This is a genomic window from Mycobacterium colombiense CECT 3035, from assembly GCF_002105755.1.
Classification (GTDB): Bacteria; Actinomycetota; Actinomycetes; order Mycobacteriales; family Mycobacteriaceae; genus Mycobacterium; species Mycobacterium colombiense.
The window spans coordinates 422,690-438,420 of record NZ_CP020821.1 but is presented as its reverse complement, the minus strand read 5'-3'; the positions used below and the strand labels follow the sequence as shown (position 1 = coordinate 438,420).

Below are 15,731 nucleotides of genomic sequence, written 5' to 3'. Positions count from 1 at the left end.
GGTCACTCACCACTTGACACTTTCACGAGTTCGGCTGTGGGCACGGCATTCTCGCGATCGGCGATCCACTTCACGATCGCATCGACGGCACTGTCGCGGGGCACGCCGTTGATCTGGGTGCGGTCCCCGAAACGGAAGCTGACCGCGCCGGCCTGCACGTCGCGGTCACCGGCCAGCAGCATGAACGGCACCCGCTGGGCGGTGTGGTTGACGATCTTCTTGGCCATCCGGTCGTCGCTGGTGTCGACCTCGACACGCACGCCGTGCGACTTGAGCTGTGCGGCAACGCTTTCCAGGTATTCCACGTGCTCGTCGGCGACCGGGATGCCCACCGCCTGCACGGGCGCCAGCCACGCCGGGAAGGCCCCCGCGTAGTGCTCGGTGAGGATGCCGAAGAACCGCTCGATCGACCCGAACAGCGCCCGGTGGATCAGCACCGGCCGCTGCCGCGACCCGTCGGATGCGGTGTATTCCAACTCGAACCGGTCCGGCATGTTGAAGTCGAGCTGAATGGTCGACATCTGCCAGCTGCGGCCCAGCGCGTCCTTGACCTGTACCGAGATCTTGGGGCCGTAGAACGCCGCGCCGCCGGGGTCGGGCACGAAGTGCAGCCCGGAGGCCTCGGCGACCTCGCGCAGGACTTCGGTGGCCTCGTCCCACATCTCGTCGGAGCCGGAGTACTTCTCCGGGTCCTTGGTGGACAGCTCCAGGTAGAAGTCGTTGAGCCCGTAGTCGGCCAGCAGGTCCAGCACGAAGCGCAGCAGCGAGGTCAGCTCGTCGCGCATCTGCTCTCGGGTGCAGTAGATGTGGGCGTCGTCCTGCGTCATGCCGCGCACCCGGGTCAGCCCGTGCACCACGCCGGACTTCTCGTAGCGGTACACGCTGCCGAACTCGAAGAGCCGCAACGGCAGTTCGCGATACGACCGCCCGCGCGACCGGTAGATCAGGTGGTGCATCGGGCAGTTCATCGGCTTGAGGTAGTAGTCCTGCCCCGGCTTGCGCACCGTCCCGTCCGCGTTGAACTCCGCGTCGAGGTGCATCGGCGGGTACATGCCGTCGGCGTACCACTCGAGGTGGCCCGAGGTGATGTACAGCTGCTCCTTGGTGATGTGCGGGGTGTTGACGAATTCGTACCCGGCCTCGATGTGCTTGCGGCGCGAGTACTCCTCCAGCTCGCGACGGATGATGCCGCCCTTGGGATGGAAAACCGCCAAACCGGAACCGATTTCGTCGGGGAAGCTGAACAGGTCCAGCTCGACCCCGAGCCTGCGATGGTCGCGGCGCTGCGCCTCTTCGATCAGCTCGAGGTGGGCGTCCAGCGCCTCCTGCGACTCCCAGGCGGTGCCGTAGATGCGTTGCAGGCTGGCGTTGCTCTGGTCGCCGCGCCAGTAGGCGGCCGAGCTCCGGGTCAGCTTGAACGCCGGGATGTGCTTGGTGGTCGGGATGTGCGGGCCCCGGCACAGGTCGCCCCAAACCCGTTCCCGGGTGCGGGGATTCAGGTTGTCGTAGGCGGTGAGCTCGTCGCCACCGACCTCCATTACGTCGGGATCACCGGACTTGTCGTCGACGAGTTCGAGCTTGTAGGGCTCGTCGGCCAGCTCCGCGCGCGCCGCGTCCTTGGACGCGTACACGCGCCGATCGAACAGCTGCCCGTCCTTGACGATCTGGCGCATCCGCTTTTCCAGCTTCGTCAGATCCTCCGGCGTGAACGGCTCGGTCACGTCGAAGTCGTAGTAGAAGCCGTCGGTGATGGGAGGGCCGATCCCAAGCTTGGCCCCGGGGAACAGATCCTGGACGGCCTGGGCCAGCACGTGGGCGGCCGAGTGCCGGATGACGCTGCGACCCTCCTCGGTGTTGGCGGCCACCGGGACGACGTCGGCATCGGTGTCGGGCGTCCAGCTCAGGTCGCGCAGCTTGCCGTCGGCGTCGCGCACCACCACGATCGCGTCGGGGGTGCCCCGGCGCGGCAACCCGGCTTCGCCCACCGCGGCGGCCGCGGTGGTCCCGGCAGGCACCCGGATCGGGGCTTGCGGTGTGGGCTCTGCGGCGGCGGTCATTGCGGCGGTCTCCAAGGCTCGATGGGTCGACGACCATGCTATCCGGGCGGTCTGGAGGCAAGCAGGGCCGTCAAGCAGCCGCCCAAAATCGATGATCGGCGGGCGGATCCTAGGATCTTGCCAACCAGGCGAGCGCCGCGATCGTCAGCGCCTGAGTGCCGGTGTCGAGGGTGGGTTGGATGACCGGGGCAAACGTCGGGGCGTGGTTGACGGGGATGTCCTCGGCCAGCCGGCCTGCTGAGTCGGCTTGTCGATAGCTGTCGGGATCGATTCCGCCGACGCCCCAATAGCTGTACGGAACACCGAGCGCGTCGGGAATGTCGCTGAAGTCCTCGCTCGCGGTCTGCAGCGGAAGGTCTCGTGCCCGATCACCGAAGAAGTTGTCGAACGCCGCGCGCACACGCTCGGTGACCGTTGGATCGTTCTCGGTCGCCGGGAAATGCTCGAAGAGCTCGAAGTCGGGCTGCGCAGGGGACCCAGAAGCCTCGCATTCGGCGGTGACGATACGGCGGATCGCATCGAGGACCCTGTCCCTGCTCTGCTCACTGTAGGTCCGCAGATTCAGTTCCAAGACCGCACGGTCGCCGATGATGTTGCTCTTGGCTCCCGACTCGATCCTGCCGATCGTCAACACCACGGGTTCAGTGGGTGCGACCTCGCGGGAGACCACGGTCTGCAGTCGGATCACGATCATGGCGGCAAGCACCACGGGATCGACGGTCGCTTGCGGCATCGATCCGTGTCCACCACGGCCGTACACGGTGATCCGCATGCTGTCGGCACTCGCAAGGACGGGACCCGATCGCGTGCAGACCTGGCCGGCAGGAAATGGAAGGACATGCTGCGCCAGGGCGGCGTCGACGTGGCCGACGAGCTTCGCGAGTCCGTCGGCCACCATGCGTCGTGCGCCATCGCCGAGTTCCTCGGCGGGCTGAAACAACGCGACCATGGTGCCTTGCCAGTGCGCCCGCGCGTCAGCGAGCAGTGCAGCGGCGCCCAGCAGACAGGTCACATGGACGTCGTGTCCGCAGGCGTGCATCACCGGGACTTGGTTGCCGGACGTATCGGTGGTGGTGACGCGGCTGGCGTACGGGAGGCCGGTGCCTTCCCGCACAGGCAGCGCGTCCATATCGGCGCGAAGCAGCACGGTCGGACCGTCGCCGTTGCGCAAGATCCCGACGACTCCGGTGCCTCCGATGCCCTCGTGTACGTCGTAATCGAAGCCCCGTAACCGATAAGCCACCGCTGCCGCAGTCCTGTGTTCTTGGTGCGACAGTTCCGGATGCTGATGCAGGTCGCGGTACAAGGTCTCCTGCCAGCCTCGGACATCGGCCAGGTTCTCGAGCACCAGTGCAGAAGGCATCTCAGAGGTCATCGTTCACGTCCTTCGGGTTGTGGGTCTTGCGTATCCGCCGCCGCGACCGACGCCCGGAGAAAAACCTTGCGGGCGACCATGCGTCGGCGGCGGGCAACATCCAACCGCGCCGCTGGGCCAGCCAGCACAATGCCGCTCCGGTCAGTGCTGCCACCAATAACCCTGGCGTTGGGTGGTTTTGATAGTGAAAGAGCACCAGCACACCACTCGCAGCCAGCGCGCAAGTGGCGTAAAGGGTGTTGCCGCCGAAGATTCCGGGCACCCGCCGCATCACGATGTCGCGCGTCGCGCCACCGCCCACTGCCGAGATCGTGCCCAACAGCAGCGCGGCCAACCAGCCGAGTCCTAAGGCGAGCGTCTTGTGGGCACCTGTCGCGGCCCAGCATCCCAGCGCCAGCGCGTCCACGATCGGCCATACCCAATTCCACACTCGGCCATCGACTCGGAACACGAACGCTATCGCCGCTCCCGCCAGCGCCGTCAGCAAGTAGGCGAAGTCGGTAAGAGCGACAGGGGTCCCGCGCTGGAGCAAGGTGTCGCGGATGATGCCGCCGCCCAGGCCCGACAACACCGCGAGCGCGGCGAAACCGACGGCATCCAATTCTTCCCTGCGGGCGACCACACCACCCAACAGCGCGTTGCCGAACACGCCGGTCAGGTCCACCGCGCGGAACAAGTCCGTCACTGTCAGTTCGGCGATCGCCACACCGCCATCCCCCTCTACCGCGTGGTCCCGCAGTTGTGTCGTCTACGGGTACCCAGACGTGCCGACCGCGCTCAGGGCTGACCAGGTTTGAGCCGTACGAACAGTGCGTCGGCTTCGGTCAGCAACTGATCGCCGTCGGTCAGCCGGCCCGATACGAAGATCTTGCGCCCGTCCACCCGGTCGACGCCCGCGTCGAACTGCAGTTCCTTCTCCACCGGGACGATGTGCCGGTAGTCGATCTTGAGGTACGCGGTGCGCTGGCGCGGGTTGCCGGTGAGCACCGACGCCGACAGCCCGAGGATGGAGTCGAACAGCATCCCCAGCGCGCCGCCGTGCACGGCGCCGTTGCGGCCCAGGTGGAACCGGGCGAAGCGGGCCTGGCCGTGGACCCGGCCGTCCTCACCCTTGTGGGCCGACATCGGGATGGTCAGGATGTTGCCGCGCATCGGCAGGTCCATCCGCCGGCCCGACGGAGACGCCCACTCGTCGGCGTCGAACGGCGCCAGCAGCGCCGACACCTTCTCCAGCAGGTCAGCCGCCTCGGTGATCACCTCGTCGGGCGCGTCGGCGGCCCGGGCGTGGTCCTGCAACGCGCGCACGGCGTCGATGAACCGGCCGTAGTCGGGCCCGCCCTTGGTCGTCGGGTCCGGTGGGTTGAACCCGCCGCCGGGGTGTCGCTGATGTTCGGCCACCACAACACCGTATTGCCCGGCGGACGGGGTTTCGCGTGGTGGTTAGACGGGCTGCTGCGCGCCGGCGGCCGCCAACGTGTCGAATTCGTCGTCGGACAGTTCGATCTGGGCGGCGGCGACGTTTTCCTCCAGGTGCGCGACCTTGGACGTGCCCGGGATCGGCACCATCGCCGGCGAGCGCTTCAGCAACCACGCCAGCGCCAACTGCGACGGCGACGCGTCGTGCTCGGCGGCGATGCGCTGCAGCGGGCCGTCGGGTGCGGCCAGCGGCCCGGCGGCCAGCGGGAACCACGGGATGAACCCGATGCCCTGTCGGGTCGCGGCGTCCAGCAGCGGCTCGGCGCCGCGGGACGTCAGGTTGTACATGTTCTGCACCGACACGATCTCGGTGATGCGCAGCGCGGCGTTCAGCTGGTCGACGTCGATCTCGGACAGGCCGATGTGGCGGATCTTGCCCTCGTTCTTGAGGGTGAGCAGCTCGCCCACCTGATCTTCCAACGGGAAGTTCGAGTCGATGCGGTGCAGCTGGAAGAGGTCGATGGTGTCCACGCCCAGCCGGCGCAGGCTCATCTCGCATTCCTGGCGCAGGTAGTTCGGATTGCCCAACGGAATCCAGACGTCCGGGCCGGTGCGCAGCAGCCCCGCCTTGGTCGCGATCACCAGGCCGTCATAGGGATGCAGCGCCTCGCGGATGATGTCCTCGGACACGTACGGGCCATAGGAGTCGGCGGTGTCGATGAAGTTCACGCCGAGTTCGACGGCCCGGCGCAGCACCCGGACGCATTCGGCGCGGTCGTCGGGCGGGCCCCACACGCCTTTCGCCGTGAGGCGCATGGCGCCGAAGCCGAGTCGGTTGACGGTCAGGTCGCCGCCGAAGGTGAAGGTTCCGGCGGCCCCTGCAACGGTTTTCGAGTTTTCTGCGGTCACTTCTACGACCGTACGCGCCACCTGCGGCCGCGCATCCCGGCGTGGCAAGCTGGGCACGTGGACCTACGAGCGCTCGAGGAACTCCCCCTGACCTACGCCGAAGTGGGGGCGACGGCTTCCGGCGAACTGCCCGCCGGCTACGACCATCAACACGCCGAGCGCCAAATCGGCACGGGCGAGCGGCGTTTCGAGCAGGCGGCGGCCGCTGTCATGCGCTGGGGCATGCAGCGCGGGTCCGGGCTGCGGGTGCAGGCCAGTTCCGAGATCGCCGTCGTCGACGCGGTGGTGGTGGTGAAGATGGGCTTTCTGCCTGCGCCGTGTCGCGTCGTCTACGTCGTCGACGAACCCGACATCCGCGGCTTCGGCTACGGGACTCTGCCGGGCCATCCGGAATCAGGCGAGGAACGGTTCGTGGTTCGTCGCGACCCGGTGTCCGACGCGGTGTACGCGGAGGTGTCCGCCTTCTCCCGGCCCGCGACCTGGTGGAGCAAGGCCGGCGGGCCGGTGGTGAAGGTGGGTCAGCGCCTGATCGCCAAGCGCTACCTGCGCGCGGTCTGACCGCTAACGCGCCGCGAGGCCGCCCCCGACGGTGCCGTTGTGCACGCCCTGCGCCAGCCGGGCCAGCGCGACGGCGCCGACGAGCAAACCGAAGTCGCGCAGCGCGACATCGTAGAAGCCCGGCCCGGTGACCAGATCGATGATGATGCCGGCCAGCCACGCCGCGACCACCCAGGCGCCCCAGCGCGGGGCCACCGCGACCAGCACGCCGGCCACGATCTCGATGATGCCGACCAGGTACATGCACTGGTCGGCCGTCCCGGGCACCAGATCGTTGATCCATCCCGCCAGATACATGCTCCAGTGGTGCGGGTGGGTGAGCAGATTGAAGAACTTGTCCAGCCCGAAAACGATGGGCGCGATGGTGAACACGGTGCGCAGCGCGACGTATGCCGAGTAGCCCGGGTCCCTCAGCTGGTCGGCCAGGGCGGGGGCCGCGGTGACTTGCTTGGTGCTCATGGGAGCCTCCATTTCTAACAGATAATAGTTTGAACGTTAGATTGGGTAGACTGTAGCGTCAAGCATTTTGTCTGTTAGAAACGGTGGTCGGATGGACGACGCGGACGCCTTGGAGCGCGACGCCGCAGGCATTGGCGCGCTCGCCGATCCGGTGCGCCGACAGCTCTATCGGTTCGTCTGCTCCCAGCCGGGACTGGTGAGCCGTGACCAGGCGGCCGACGCCGTCGGCATCCCCCACCACCAGGCCAAGTTCCACCTGGACCGGCTCACGGCCGAGGGGCTGCTGGAATCCGAGTACGCGCGCCTGACCGGCCGGTCCGGCCCCGGCGCCGGGCGCACCTCCAAGCTGTATCGCCGGGCGGGCCGCGACATCGCGGTCAGCCTCCCCCAGCGCGAGTACGAATTGGCCGGACGCTTGATGGCGACCGCCATCGCACGCTCGGCCGGTACCGGCGAGCCGGTTGCCGAGGTGCTGAACCGCGTGGCCCGCGAGTACGGCCGCGCCATGGCCGCGGGGTCGGCGCCCCCGACGGATGCCGGGGCGGCGATGCAGCGCGCGATCCGCCTGCTACGCCGGTACGGCTACGAGCCGCGCTTCTCCGAGAGCGAGGTCGAGCTCGCCAACTGCCCGTTCCACGCGCTGGCGCAGGAGCAGACCGAGCTGGCCTGCACCATGAACCACGCGCTGATCACCGGTGTGGCCGACGCGCTCGCACCGCACGGGCCCGACGTCCGACTCTGCCCCGGCCCGGAGCGGTGTTGCGTCGTGCTCACGCCCGGTCGCCGGTAGACCCCCAGCGGGACAGCAATTCGTCGGCGCCCGTGCACATCTCGCCGATCACCTCGGCCACCGACGCTTCAGTGCGGATCATCCCGACGCCCTGCCCGGCGTCCACCGGCGCGATCCGGCAGTCCCCGGCGGCGACGGCCGCGGCCAACTCGTCGCAGGCCCTCGCGTCCAGCGCCTCCTCGTGGCCGGTCCAGTGCTCGACGAAATCGTTGGCCAACACCCGCGACGGGAACCGCGCCGGCCAGGGCAGCCCCTTGGCGACGTCGAACACCCGGGTGACCGCCGTGTCGGTTTCGGTCGCCGTGACCAGGGCCCGGCGGCCGGCGTCACCGGTCAGCGCCTCCGGACATGCCGACAGCCGGGTGCCCACCCACGCGCCGCCGGCACCGGCGGCCAGCACGGCGGCCAGGCTGCGCGCCGAGGCGACACCGCCGCCGGCCAGCACCGGGACGGAGACGGCGTCCAGCACGGCGTCCAGCAGCGGCAGCAGCCCGAGCTTGTCCTCGCCGTGGCCGCCGCCCTCGGACCCGCGCGCGACCAGGATGTCGACGCCGGCGTCGACGGCCCGGCGGGCCCCGTCGCTGTCGTAAACCTGTGTGACGGTAGGGATTCCGGCGTCGTGAGCCTTGGCGACCCACGACCATTCGGTGCCGAAGCTCACCGACAACAGGGCGGGCCGTGCGGCCAGCGCGTCCTCGAGCAGTCCGGCCTCATTGCGCATCACCCAGTCGACCATGCCGATGCCGAACCGCCCGTCGACGTGGCGTAGCTGCTCGGCGAGCAACTCCCTGGTCGCGACGCTGCCCATGCCGACCATGCCGAGGCCACCGGCCGCGGTGACCGCCGCGGCCAGGCGGCCGCCGGCGACCCCGCCCATCGGGGCGTTGACGATGGGGACCCGCAGACCGAAATTCGTTGACCAGGGCGTGGACAGCATTTCCGCTAGTGAGCCCCGGGCTGGCTCTTCAGCACGGTGAGCAGGACCACCGAGTCCTCGACCGCGTGCAGGGCGTGACGTTCGGGCGGAATCGCGACGTATTCACCGGCCTTGCCGTCCCAGGCGTCGCCGCCGGTCGTCAGGCGCACGTGGCCCTGCAGCACCTGCAGCGTCGCCTCACCCGGGCTGTCGTGTTCGGACAGGTCGTGACCGGCCAGCAGCGCAAGCACCGTCTGGCGAAGCTCGTGCGTGTGACCCCCGTGAATGGTGTGGGCGGCCCGTCCGCTGTGCGATTGCTTGGCTTCGGCGATCTTCTCGGACGAGAGGTCGGTCAGCGAGATGGATTCCATAAGTGAGTCCTTCGGGGTTGCAAGGCCTGCACGGGCCTCGAGGTTGGGACTTAACCGCTCAATAGGAGTATCCCCGCCACGACGAGGCCGATGACTTTGACCGTCTCGAGGGCGACGTAGGCGTAGTGGGCGCGCGAGCGCGGCCCGTCCGATCCCGCGAGCACCTTGTCGGCGCGACGGGTCAGTGCGGGACGCACCGCGACCAGCTGGACGGCCAGTGCGGCCACGGCGACGGCGATCGCCACCACGACGCCCGCCGGGGTCGGGCCGGCCACCACAATGGCCCCGATGACGAGGGCGAAAACCACCTCGACGGTGTTGAGCGCGCGAAAGACCAGCCGCCCGATGCCGAGCCCGACCTGCAACGTCACGTTGGGTGCCCGGAATTTCAGCGGGGCTTCCAGGAACGAGATCGCCAGCACCATGCCGAGCCAGATGAAGGTCAGCGCGACGGCAATCGCTGTGCCGGTGCTCATTTGGCGGCCCCTGCAGTGTCAGGTGAGCCAGACACATGTCCGGCTCGACGAACGGGTCGAGCCGGTCCACCGACACCGGCGCGCCCCAGGTTTCCATGGCCCCTTGCATGAGGCCCAGGTGCACCGGGCAGACGACGCTCGAGGAGTTCTCGGCCAATTCCAGAAACGGGCAGTGCCGCAGGCCGACCTGCTGCTCGCCGTCGCTCACCCGGCGCTCCGGCGCGAAGCCGAGTTCATCGAGCACGTCGATCAATCGGGCGATGGCCTCTTCGGCGCCGTCGGCGTCCTTGGGCAGCGGGTGCAGTTCGGCATCCATCTTCTGCCCCCAGGCGCGGCCGGCGGCCAGGGCCTTGGGGCCGGGATCGCGCTCGGTGGCGAGGGCCGTCGCCAAAATCTCGGCCAGCAGCCGGTAGTGCCGCGGCCCGCCGCGATCCATCTGCCGGACCGCGCGGAACATCAACGGTGGACGCCCCGGGCCCTTCCGATCGAGTTCGACATTCTCCACCTGCCCGTCGGCGACCAGGCTGTCGAGGTGGAAGCGGACGGTGTTGGGGTGCACGCCCAGCACGTCGGCGATTCCGGCGATGCTCATCGGATCCGGCGAGGCCCGCAACAGCCGCATCACGGCGCGCCGCCGGCCGGCCGATTCCCCGATTGACGAGTCCTGCGACTTCTGGGAATTGTCGGATTTCACAGGGCCCCTCCCGTTTCTAGTCCGTCACGCCCCGTCCGAGTGGGTGGCACTGGGCTGGCCCGCCACCAGCGGTGTGTCGACACCGAGCGGCCCGAGCTTTCCGGCCCCACCCGGGGACCCCAGGGGCGCGTCGCGACCCGGCAGCGTTTCAGTGAAGAACGCCTCATTGTCGGCCAGGTAGGGTTTGAGATCCTCAGGCAGGTCATCTTCGTAGTAAATCGCCTCCACCGGACATACCGGTTCGCACGCGCCGCAATCGACGCATTCGTCGGGATGAATGTAGAGCGCCCGGCCGCCTTCGTAAATGCAATCCACCGGGCACTCGTCGACGCAAGCGCGGTCCATCACATCGATGCATGGCTTCCCGATCACGTAGGTCATGCGCTAGAGTTTACACAACGTTACTTGTAAAAACTAGAGCAAAGGTCGGAGAACCCATGGCCGCCAACGAACTTGACGTACGCCAGCTGCGCAAGCCGGACAAGCACCCGACGATCTTCGCGACCTACGCCGCGCTGCAGGTCGGCGAATCGTTCGTTCTGGTCAACAACCACGACCCCAAGCACCTGCACGACGAATTCGAATCCGACTACCCGGGCGGCTACGAGTGGGAGTACCTCGACAAAGGCCCGACGGTCTGGCGGATCCGGATCGGTAAACTCGTCGACACCCCGCCCCCGGTGCGCCACACCGGACACCTCGAGCTGGCCCTGGAACCACTGGAAAGCTCTGCGCGGCAGGAGATCTGATGCCAGGACAACGAGCAGGTGCCGAACTTCCGCTACCGTCCTCGAGCCGCGCCGACGACGCGGTCGCCGGCCATTGGCTGCTGGCGCGGCTCGGCAAGCGCGTGCTACGCCCCGGCGGTGTCGAGCTGACCCGCACCCTGCTGGCGCACGCCAAGCTGAGCGGGGCCGACGTCGTCGAGCTGGCACCCGGCCTGGGCCGTACCGCCACCGAGATCGTGGCCCAAGGCCCGCGGTCGTACGTCGGCGCCGAGGGCGACCCGGACGCGGCAAACGTGGTGCGGGGGGTGCTGAGCGACCTGGGTGCGCAGAACGCGGCCGTCCGGGTCGCGGACGCCGCGGCGACCGGATTGCCGGACGCCAGCAGCGATGTCGTCATCGGAGAGGCGATGCTGAGCATGCAGGGCGAGGCGGCCAAGGCGGCCATCGTCGCCGAGGCGGCGCGGGTGTTGCGGCCGGGCGGCCGCTACGCCATCCACGAGCTCGCCCTTACCCCGGACGACGTGCCGGAGGACATCAGCACCGACATCCGGCAGGCGCTCGCCCGGGCGATCAAGGTGAACGCGCGCCCGTTGACGGTCGCGGAGTGGTCGAACCTGCTCGCCGAGCACGGATTGGTGGTCGACCGGGTCGCGACCGCCCCCATGGCGCTACTGCAGCCGCGCCGGCTGGTATCCGACGAGGGGCTACTCGGCGCGCTGCGATTCGCCAGGAACGTGCTCGTGCACCGCGACGCCCGCAAGCGGGTCCTGACCATGCGCCGCACGTTCCACAAACATCGCAAGCGGTTGGCCGCCGTCGCCATCGTCGCCCACAAACCGGCGGCAGCGCAGACCGCCTGACAACCGCTGCAACGCTTCGACCTTCGCGTTTGCACCCCGGCCGAGTTTGGGGCCGTTCCGCAATCTCTGCGTGACGGTTTGGTTACGCCCCCTGACAAAACTTGGCTGCGGCAGTTGCGGGGAGAACAAAGGAGCTTGCCGGTTATGGGTGCTACCCCACCGTTGTTGACGGAGTCCGACCTCGACGCGTTGGCGTCGGACTTTCTGCAGTCGCACTACCTCGGGTCCATCTACGCCGATTGGTCACCGGATCGACGGCTCGACATGTTTCTGCGGCGGCGCGGACTCGCCAGGGTGGCCAACGACGGCGACCTGTCCCACACCGTCTTGGAACGCATCATGGCCCGCGGCCGCGCCACGCTGGCGCGGCAATGACGGGCCCGATTTCTTCCGTAGGACCAGGTAGGCGATCCGATGACCGAAAACCTCAAAAAATCCGGATTTCGCACGGCGAAAATACCGACCGGCGCATTGGTACAGACGTACTATTGTGCCCTAGAGCTGAGCGCACGGCCGGGGTCGGCTGAGTCGTCGAAGCTAGCGGGGAGGGGACGATGAATTCACCGAAATGGACGGTTCATTGGCCGCAGCGCAGGCCGACGGCCACGATCTACCAGCTGACCGACCGCCTCCACAAAGGACAGATCGCTCGTGTCCCCGCACACCAGATCACGGCGACGGTTGCGGCGTGGCTGGCCGACCTCGGTGCCGACAGCCCGTTGGTCGACGAACTCGAGCGCGCCGTCTGCGGCGGCGACTGGGCGGCCGCACACGCGCTGAGCGAGTGCCTGTCCATCGAGATCGCGGTGGCCGACTAGTCAACTTGTCGTCCAGCAAAGCGCGGTTCTTAATCGACATTATTGCTGGTTTTCATCGACAGTTTTGTTGACGTATATCGACGTGCCCAACAGTAACGGGCGTGTCCGACCTCCCGACACAAACAAAGTATCCGCAGGCCTCGAGGGGCCGGCGGGCGTCGCACTACCCCGGCGACGACCGCGAGCAGGCGATACTCGCCACCGCCGAGCGACTGCTGCAGGAAAGGCCGCTGGCCGACTTTTCCGTCGACGACCTAGCAAAAGGCGCCGGGATATCGCGGCCCACCTTCTACTTCTATTTCCGGTCGAAGAACGCGGTGCTGCTGTCGCTGCTGGACCAGATGAACAGCAAGGCGCAGGCCGCGCTCGGGCGCTCGACGTCGTGTCTTCCGGTGATCCTGAGGCGATTTGGCGGGCCCGCATCGAATCGTTCTTCGAGGTGTCCGGATCGCACCGGGCGGTCGCCGTCGCGGGGCCGCGGCCAAAGCGACCAACCCCGAGGTGCGCCAGCTCTGGTCCGCGCTCATGGGCAAGTGGATCTCCTACACCACCATCGCGATCAAGGCCGAACGCGGTCGCGGCGCTGCCCCCGACACCATCCCGGCCGCCGAGCTGTCCGTGGCGCTCAACATGCTCAGCGAGCGGATGATGGCCGCGACGTTCACCGCCGAGGACCAGGCGATACCCGAAGACCGGGTGATCGACACGCTGCTGCACATCTGGCTGGCCAGCATCTACCAGCGCTGACCGAGCGCCCGCCCCGCGCGGCCCAGGCTCTCGTCGATCAACCGCTCGGCGGCGCCGAAGTAGCTCGGCGACGGCTCCTTGCCCACCAGCTCGGCGATCGCGCGCTGCTCCCCCGACAGGTCTGCGGCATTCAGGTTTTCGGCCATCCGCTGGGTGTGCACGCTCAACCCGGCGAGCAGCTCGCCGCTTTGGGATCCCGCGACCAGGGTGCGACGGGCCAGCTGCCGCAGCGTGTCCCATTCGGCGTGCCACGCCCCGTCGGGGCGCTCGTCGTCGGCCAGCGCCGCCGCCGTGTGCAGCGTCGCGGCCAGCGGCGGCGCGGCGATGGCCGCGCGGCGGATCAGGATGGACAGCACCGGGTTTCGCTTGTGCGGTATCGACGACGAGCCGCCCCGGTGGGCGGCCGCCGGCTCGCCGAGCTCGGCGATCTCCGGGCGGGCCAGGGTGACGATGTCGGAGGCGACGCGCCCCCAGGCGTCGGTGCAGCCGACGAAGGCGTCGGCGACCGCCGTGACGGGCGCGCGGGCGGTGTGCCACGGGAGCCTTTCGTGCAGGCCTAATGTTGTTGCGGCACTTCGCATCAGCTGTAACGAGACGCCGGCCGGGTCGTCCGCCCCGGTGAGCAATACGGCCAACTCCGTCGTTGCGGCCAACGTGCCTGCGGCGCCGCCGATTTGGATCGGCGTGGTCAGCGCGGTCATACGCTCGAACGCGTCGACGATCCCGTTCAGCCATCCCGCGGCCTTGAGCCCGAAGGTGGTGGGTGCGGCGTGCTGGGTCAGGGTGCGGGCCGGCATCGGTGTGCCCCGGTGCCGGGTGGCGAGTTCACTCAGTGTGGAAATCTGGCGTCTCAGCTGGAATGTCACTTCGTCGGCGATCCCGCGCACGGCCAGCATCAGGCTGGTGTCCAGGACGTCCTGGCTGGTGAGCCCGCGGTGGATCCAGGGCGCGATGGCCGGCTCGGCGCGCTGTCGCAGCAGCCTGACCAGGGGGATGACCGGGTTGCCACCGTCTTCGGCGCTCACCGCCAGCGACTCGCGGTCGGTGTGCGTCAGCAGATTCCACAGGTCCGCTTGGGCGCACTCGGCGGGCGCGAGTCCGCCGGCCACCAGCGCGTCCAGCCACGAGCATTCCGTCGCGACCATCGATTCCAGCATCGCCTCATCGGTCATGTGCTCGCCGGCACGATGGTCTCCGGGCCACAACAGGTTGCTCATCGCGCGCCTTCGGAGTAGGCCAGGAACACGGTCTCGGTCGGCCCCTGCAGGTGAATGTCGAAACGGTAAGCGGCGCCGTCGTTTTCGTCGACGCAGAACAATGTGGACCGGCGCTCGCCGGACGCCGCCAGCAGCGGGTCGGCGTGCGCCCCGGCGCCGGGCAGATAGGCGCGGGTGAACAGCCGGTTCAGCAGCCCGCGGGCGAACACGGTGAGCGCGAAGAACGGCGGGCGCCCGCCGGTCGCCGATCCGGGTGCCAGGGTGGTGAAGGAGTAGCGGCCGGCGGCGTCGGTCGCGCAGCGCCCCCAGCCGGTGAAGTGGGATCCACGGCGCAGCGAACCGGCTTGCCGCGGAACGTTTCCCGCGCCGTCGGGCTGCCACAGTTCCACCAGGGCGTCCGGGACGGCGTCGCCGGCGCCGTCGTACACGGTGCCGTGTAGCCGGATGGCCCGCGGATGGCCGTCGTCCACCAGCAGGTTGTCACCAGGATACGGCAGTCCCAGGTCGAGGAAGGGGCCGACGGTTTGCCCTGGCGTGCAGGCCGATTCAGTCACGTTCGGCCTCGGTCGGGGTTGCCGCGCCGCCGGCCAGCACGATGTCCCACCGGTACCCGGTCGCGTACTCCGGCTCGGTGAGGTCGTGGTCGTAGCGGGCGATCAGCCGTCGGCGCGCGGCGGGATCGAGGATGGCCTGAAAGATCGGGTCCAACTCGAACATCGGGTCGCCCGGGAAGTACATCTGGGTGACCAGGCGCTGGGTGAAAGCCGTTCCGAACACCGAGAAATGGATGTGCGCCGGGCGCCACGCATTGTGGTGATTGCGCCACGGGTAGGGGCCGGGCTTGATGGTCAGGAAGCGGTAGGTGCCGTCCGGCCCGGTCAGGCAGCGGCCCGCGCCGGTGAAGTTCGGGTCGAGCGGCGCGGGGTGCTGGTCGCGCTGGTGGCGGTAGCGCCCGCCGGCGTTGGCTTGCCAGATCTCCACCAGCTGGCCCGCCACCGGCCGGCCGGCCTCGTCGAGGACGCGCCCGCTCACCACGACGCGTTCCCCGATCGGCTCGCCCGGATGTCCGGACGTCAGGTCGGCGTCGAGCGGGTCGACGTCCTGGTGGCCGAAGCACGGCGCCCAGCGTTCGACGCCCTCGGGGTCGACGACGACGAGCGGTTGCTTCGGGTGGCGCAGGATCGTGCTGCGGTACGGGGGATAGTCGAGCCGCGGCTGCCCGACGTGCGCGGCTCCCCCGCCCTGGTATTGCGCTGCGATGCGGGCGATCTCCGCCGTGATGTCACCCTGAGAAGCGACACGCTCGGCGTTCATGTGCCGTGAGGCTACTCTCGGTGGCC

At 68.6% G+C, this 15,731-nt stretch carries 19 protein-coding genes and 2 pseudogenes; 7 read left to right on the top strand and 14 right to left on the bottom strand.

Features of this window, described 5'->3' with window-relative positions; translation table 11 throughout:
• Positions 1–2: 2 nt before the first annotated feature.
• From thrS to B9D87_RS02310, 5 genes are all read right to left on the bottom strand, one after another.
• Positions 3–2,057, bottom strand: a complete 2,055-nt coding sequence (gene thrS, locus B9D87_RS02330; RefSeq protein WP_007774571.1) for a threonine--tRNA ligase — start codon at positions 2,055–2,057, stop codon at positions 3–5.
• Between the two features lie 109 nt (positions 2,058–2,166).
• Positions 2,167–3,432, bottom strand: coding sequence for an amidohydrolase (locus B9D87_RS02325; RefSeq protein WP_007774574.1), 1,266 nt, complete (start codon positions 3,430–3,432; stop codon positions 2,167–2,169).
• Positions 3,422–4,138: a trimeric intracellular cation channel family protein gene (locus B9D87_RS02320; RefSeq protein ID WP_007774578.1), complete on the bottom strand. Its 717-nt coding sequence runs from the start codon at positions 4,136–4,138 to the stop codon at positions 3,422–3,424. Before B9D87_RS02320 ends, B9D87_RS02325 begins: the two co-directional genes overlap by 11 nt.
• 71 nt (positions 4,139–4,209) lie before the next feature.
• Complete coding sequence (locus tag B9D87_RS02315; protein ID WP_007774581.1) at positions 4,210–4,833, bottom strand: PaaI family thioesterase; 624 nt, start codon at positions 4,831–4,833, stop codon at positions 4,210–4,212.
• A 39-nt stretch (positions 4,834–4,872) separates the two neighbouring features.
• Entirely contained in the window at positions 4,873–5,757 is an 885-nt protein-coding gene (locus B9D87_RS02310) for an aldo/keto reductase (protein WP_007774583.1), read from the bottom strand.
• A gap of 57 nt (positions 5,758–5,814) precedes the next feature.
• On the opposite strand from B9D87_RS02310, the gene B9D87_RS02305 reads away from it, so the two are divergent.
• Positions 5,815–6,315: a DUF1990 domain-containing protein gene (locus B9D87_RS02305; RefSeq protein ID WP_007774585.1), complete on the top strand. Its 501-nt coding sequence runs from the start codon at positions 5,815–5,817 to the stop codon at positions 6,313–6,315.
• 3 nt (positions 6,316–6,318) lie between these two features.
• On the opposite strand, the gene B9D87_RS02300 is transcribed toward B9D87_RS02305, so the two are convergent.
• Positions 6,319–6,774, bottom strand: a complete 456-nt coding sequence (locus B9D87_RS02300) for an Rv2617c family stress response/phage resistance protein (protein WP_007774587.1) — start codon at positions 6,772–6,774, stop codon at positions 6,319–6,321.
• Positions 6,775–6,865: 91 nt separating this feature from the next.
• Here B9D87_RS02300 and B9D87_RS02295 point away from each other — a divergent pair, with 91 nt between their 5' ends.
• The gene (locus B9D87_RS02295) at positions 6,866–7,564 is read left to right on the top strand and encodes a helix-turn-helix transcriptional regulator (protein WP_007774588.1); all 699 of its coding nucleotides are present in this window, start codon (positions 6,866–6,868) and stop codon (positions 7,562–7,564) included.
• On the opposite strand, the gene B9D87_RS02290 is transcribed toward B9D87_RS02295, so the two are convergent.
• The 5 genes and pseudogenes from B9D87_RS02290 to fdxA all read right to left on the bottom strand — a co-directional run bounded on the left by B9D87_RS02290 (position 7,545) and on the right by fdxA (position 10,402).
• Entirely contained in the window at positions 7,545–8,501 is a 957-nt protein-coding gene (locus B9D87_RS02290; protein WP_007774590.1) for an NAD(P)H-dependent flavin oxidoreductase, read from the bottom strand. The two genes, B9D87_RS02295 and B9D87_RS02290, sit on opposite strands and share 20 nt — an antisense overlap.
• Positions 8,502–8,506: 5 nt before the next feature.
• A complete protein-coding gene (locus B9D87_RS02285) occupies positions 8,507–8,851 on the bottom strand; it encodes a cupin domain-containing protein (protein ID WP_007774592.1) in 345 nt (114 codons plus the stop codon).
• 50 nt (positions 8,852–8,901) lie between these two features.
• Positions 8,902–9,327, bottom strand: a complete 426-nt coding sequence (locus B9D87_RS02280; protein ID WP_007774595.1) for a hypothetical protein — start codon at positions 9,325–9,327, stop codon at positions 8,902–8,904.
• Between the two features lie 7 nt (positions 9,328–9,334).
• Positions 9,335–10,016 (bottom strand): annotated as a pseudogene (locus B9D87_RS02275) (helix-turn-helix transcriptional regulator); the annotation flags it as partial.
• Positions 10,017–10,045: 29 nt separating this feature from the next.
• Positions 10,046–10,402: a ferredoxin gene (gene fdxA, locus B9D87_RS02270; RefSeq protein ID WP_007774601.1), complete on the bottom strand. Its 357-nt coding sequence runs from the start codon at positions 10,400–10,402 to the stop codon at positions 10,046–10,048.
• A gap of 56 nt (positions 10,403–10,458) precedes the next feature.
• On the opposite strand from fdxA, the gene B9D87_RS02265 reads away from it, so the two are divergent.
• From B9D87_RS02265 to B9D87_RS02245, 5 genes and pseudogenes are all read left to right on the top strand, one after another.
• Positions 10,459–10,770, top strand: coding sequence for a DUF2249 domain-containing protein (locus B9D87_RS02265; protein WP_007774603.1), 312 nt, complete (start codon positions 10,459–10,461; stop codon positions 10,768–10,770).
• Positions 10,770–11,609 (top strand): methyltransferase domain-containing protein, encoded by an 840-nt coding sequence (locus B9D87_RS02260; RefSeq protein ID WP_007774605.1) that lies wholly within the window; start codon positions 10,770–10,772, stop codon positions 11,607–11,609. Before B9D87_RS02265 ends, B9D87_RS02260 begins: the two co-directional genes overlap by 1 nt.
• 165 nt (positions 11,610–11,774) lie before the next feature.
• The gene (locus B9D87_RS02255) at positions 11,775–11,984 is read left to right on the top strand and encodes a hypothetical protein (RefSeq protein ID WP_174320969.1); all 210 of its coding nucleotides are present in this window, start codon (positions 11,775–11,777) and stop codon (positions 11,982–11,984) included.
• Positions 11,985–12,163: 179 nt separating this feature from the next.
• A complete protein-coding gene (locus tag B9D87_RS02250; protein ID WP_007774608.1) occupies positions 12,164–12,427 on the top strand; it encodes an Rv2628 protein family in 264 nt (87 codons plus the stop codon).
• A 101-nt stretch (positions 12,428–12,528) separates the two neighbouring features.
• Positions 12,529–13,174, top strand: a pseudogene (locus B9D87_RS02245) (TetR/AcrR family transcriptional regulator).
• On the opposite strand, the gene B9D87_RS02240 reads toward B9D87_RS02245, so the two are convergent.
• Genes B9D87_RS02240 through pcaH form a run of 3 tightly spaced genes read right to left on the bottom strand, consistent with a single transcriptional unit; the run spans position 13,162 to position 15,705 of the window.
• Positions 13,162–14,391, bottom strand: a complete 1,230-nt coding sequence (locus B9D87_RS02240) for a lyase family protein (RefSeq protein ID WP_007774621.1) — start codon at positions 14,389–14,391, stop codon at positions 13,162–13,164. The pseudogene B9D87_RS02245 and the gene B9D87_RS02240 sit on opposite strands and share 13 nt — an antisense overlap.
• Positions 14,388–14,945 carry a protocatechuate 3,4-dioxygenase subunit alpha gene (gene pcaG / locus B9D87_RS02235; protein WP_007774624.1) on the bottom strand — a complete coding sequence of 186 codons (558 nt, stop codon included), beginning with the start codon at positions 14,943–14,945 and terminating at the stop codon, positions 14,388–14,390. The genes B9D87_RS02240 and pcaG overlap by 4 nt, the downstream gene beginning before the upstream one ends.
• Entirely contained in the window at positions 14,938–15,705 is a 768-nt protein-coding gene (pcaH, locus tag B9D87_RS02230; protein ID WP_007774628.1) for a protocatechuate 3,4-dioxygenase subunit beta, read from the bottom strand. Before pcaH ends, pcaG begins: the two co-directional genes overlap by 8 nt.
• Between the last annotated feature and the right edge of the window lie 26 nt (positions 15,706–15,731).

Excerpts from the sequence above, each read along its gene's own strand:
- thrS (WP_007774571.1), bottom strand. The coding sequence starts at position 2,057 with ATGACCGCCGCCGCAGAGCCCACACCGCAAGCCCCGATCCGGGTGCCT.
- B9D87_RS02325 (WP_007774574.1), bottom strand. The coding sequence starts at position 3,432 with ATGACCTCTGAGATGCCTTCTGCACTGGTGCTCGAGAACCTGGCCGAT.
- B9D87_RS02300 (WP_007774587.1), bottom strand. The coding sequence starts at position 6,774 with ATGAGCACCAAGCAAGTCACCGCGGCCCCCGCCCTGGCCGACCAGCTG.
- B9D87_RS02295 (WP_007774588.1), top strand. The coding sequence starts at position 6,866 with ATGGACGACGCGGACGCCTTGGAGCGCGACGCCGCAGGCATTGGCGCG.
- B9D87_RS02290 (WP_007774590.1), bottom strand. The coding sequence starts at position 8,501 with ATGCTGTCCACGCCCTGGTCAACGAATTTCGGTCTGCGGGTCCCCATC.
- B9D87_RS02285 (WP_007774592.1), bottom strand. The coding sequence starts at position 8,851 with ATGGAATCCATCTCGCTGACCGACCTCTCGTCCGAGAAGATCGCCGAA.
- B9D87_RS02280 (WP_007774595.1), bottom strand. The coding sequence starts at position 9,327 with ATGAGCACCGGCACAGCGATTGCCGTCGCGCTGACCTTCATCTGGCTC.
- fdxA (WP_007774601.1), bottom strand. The coding sequence starts at position 10,402 with ATGACCTACGTGATCGGGAAGCCATGCATCGATGTGATGGACCGCGCT.
- B9D87_RS02265 (WP_007774603.1), top strand. The coding sequence starts at position 10,459 with ATGGCCGCCAACGAACTTGACGTACGCCAGCTGCGCAAGCCGGACAAG.
- B9D87_RS02260 (WP_007774605.1), top strand. The coding sequence starts at position 10,770 with ATGCCAGGACAACGAGCAGGTGCCGAACTTCCGCTACCGTCCTCGAGC.
- B9D87_RS02250 (WP_007774608.1), top strand. The coding sequence starts at position 12,164 with ATGAATTCACCGAAATGGACGGTTCATTGGCCGCAGCGCAGGCCGACG.
- B9D87_RS02240 (WP_007774621.1), bottom strand. The coding sequence starts at position 14,391 with ATGAGCAACCTGTTGTGGCCCGGAGACCATCGTGCCGGCGAGCACATG.
- pcaH (WP_007774628.1), bottom strand. The coding sequence starts at position 15,705 with ATGAACGCCGAGCGTGTCGCTTCTCAGGGTGACATCACGGCGGAGATC.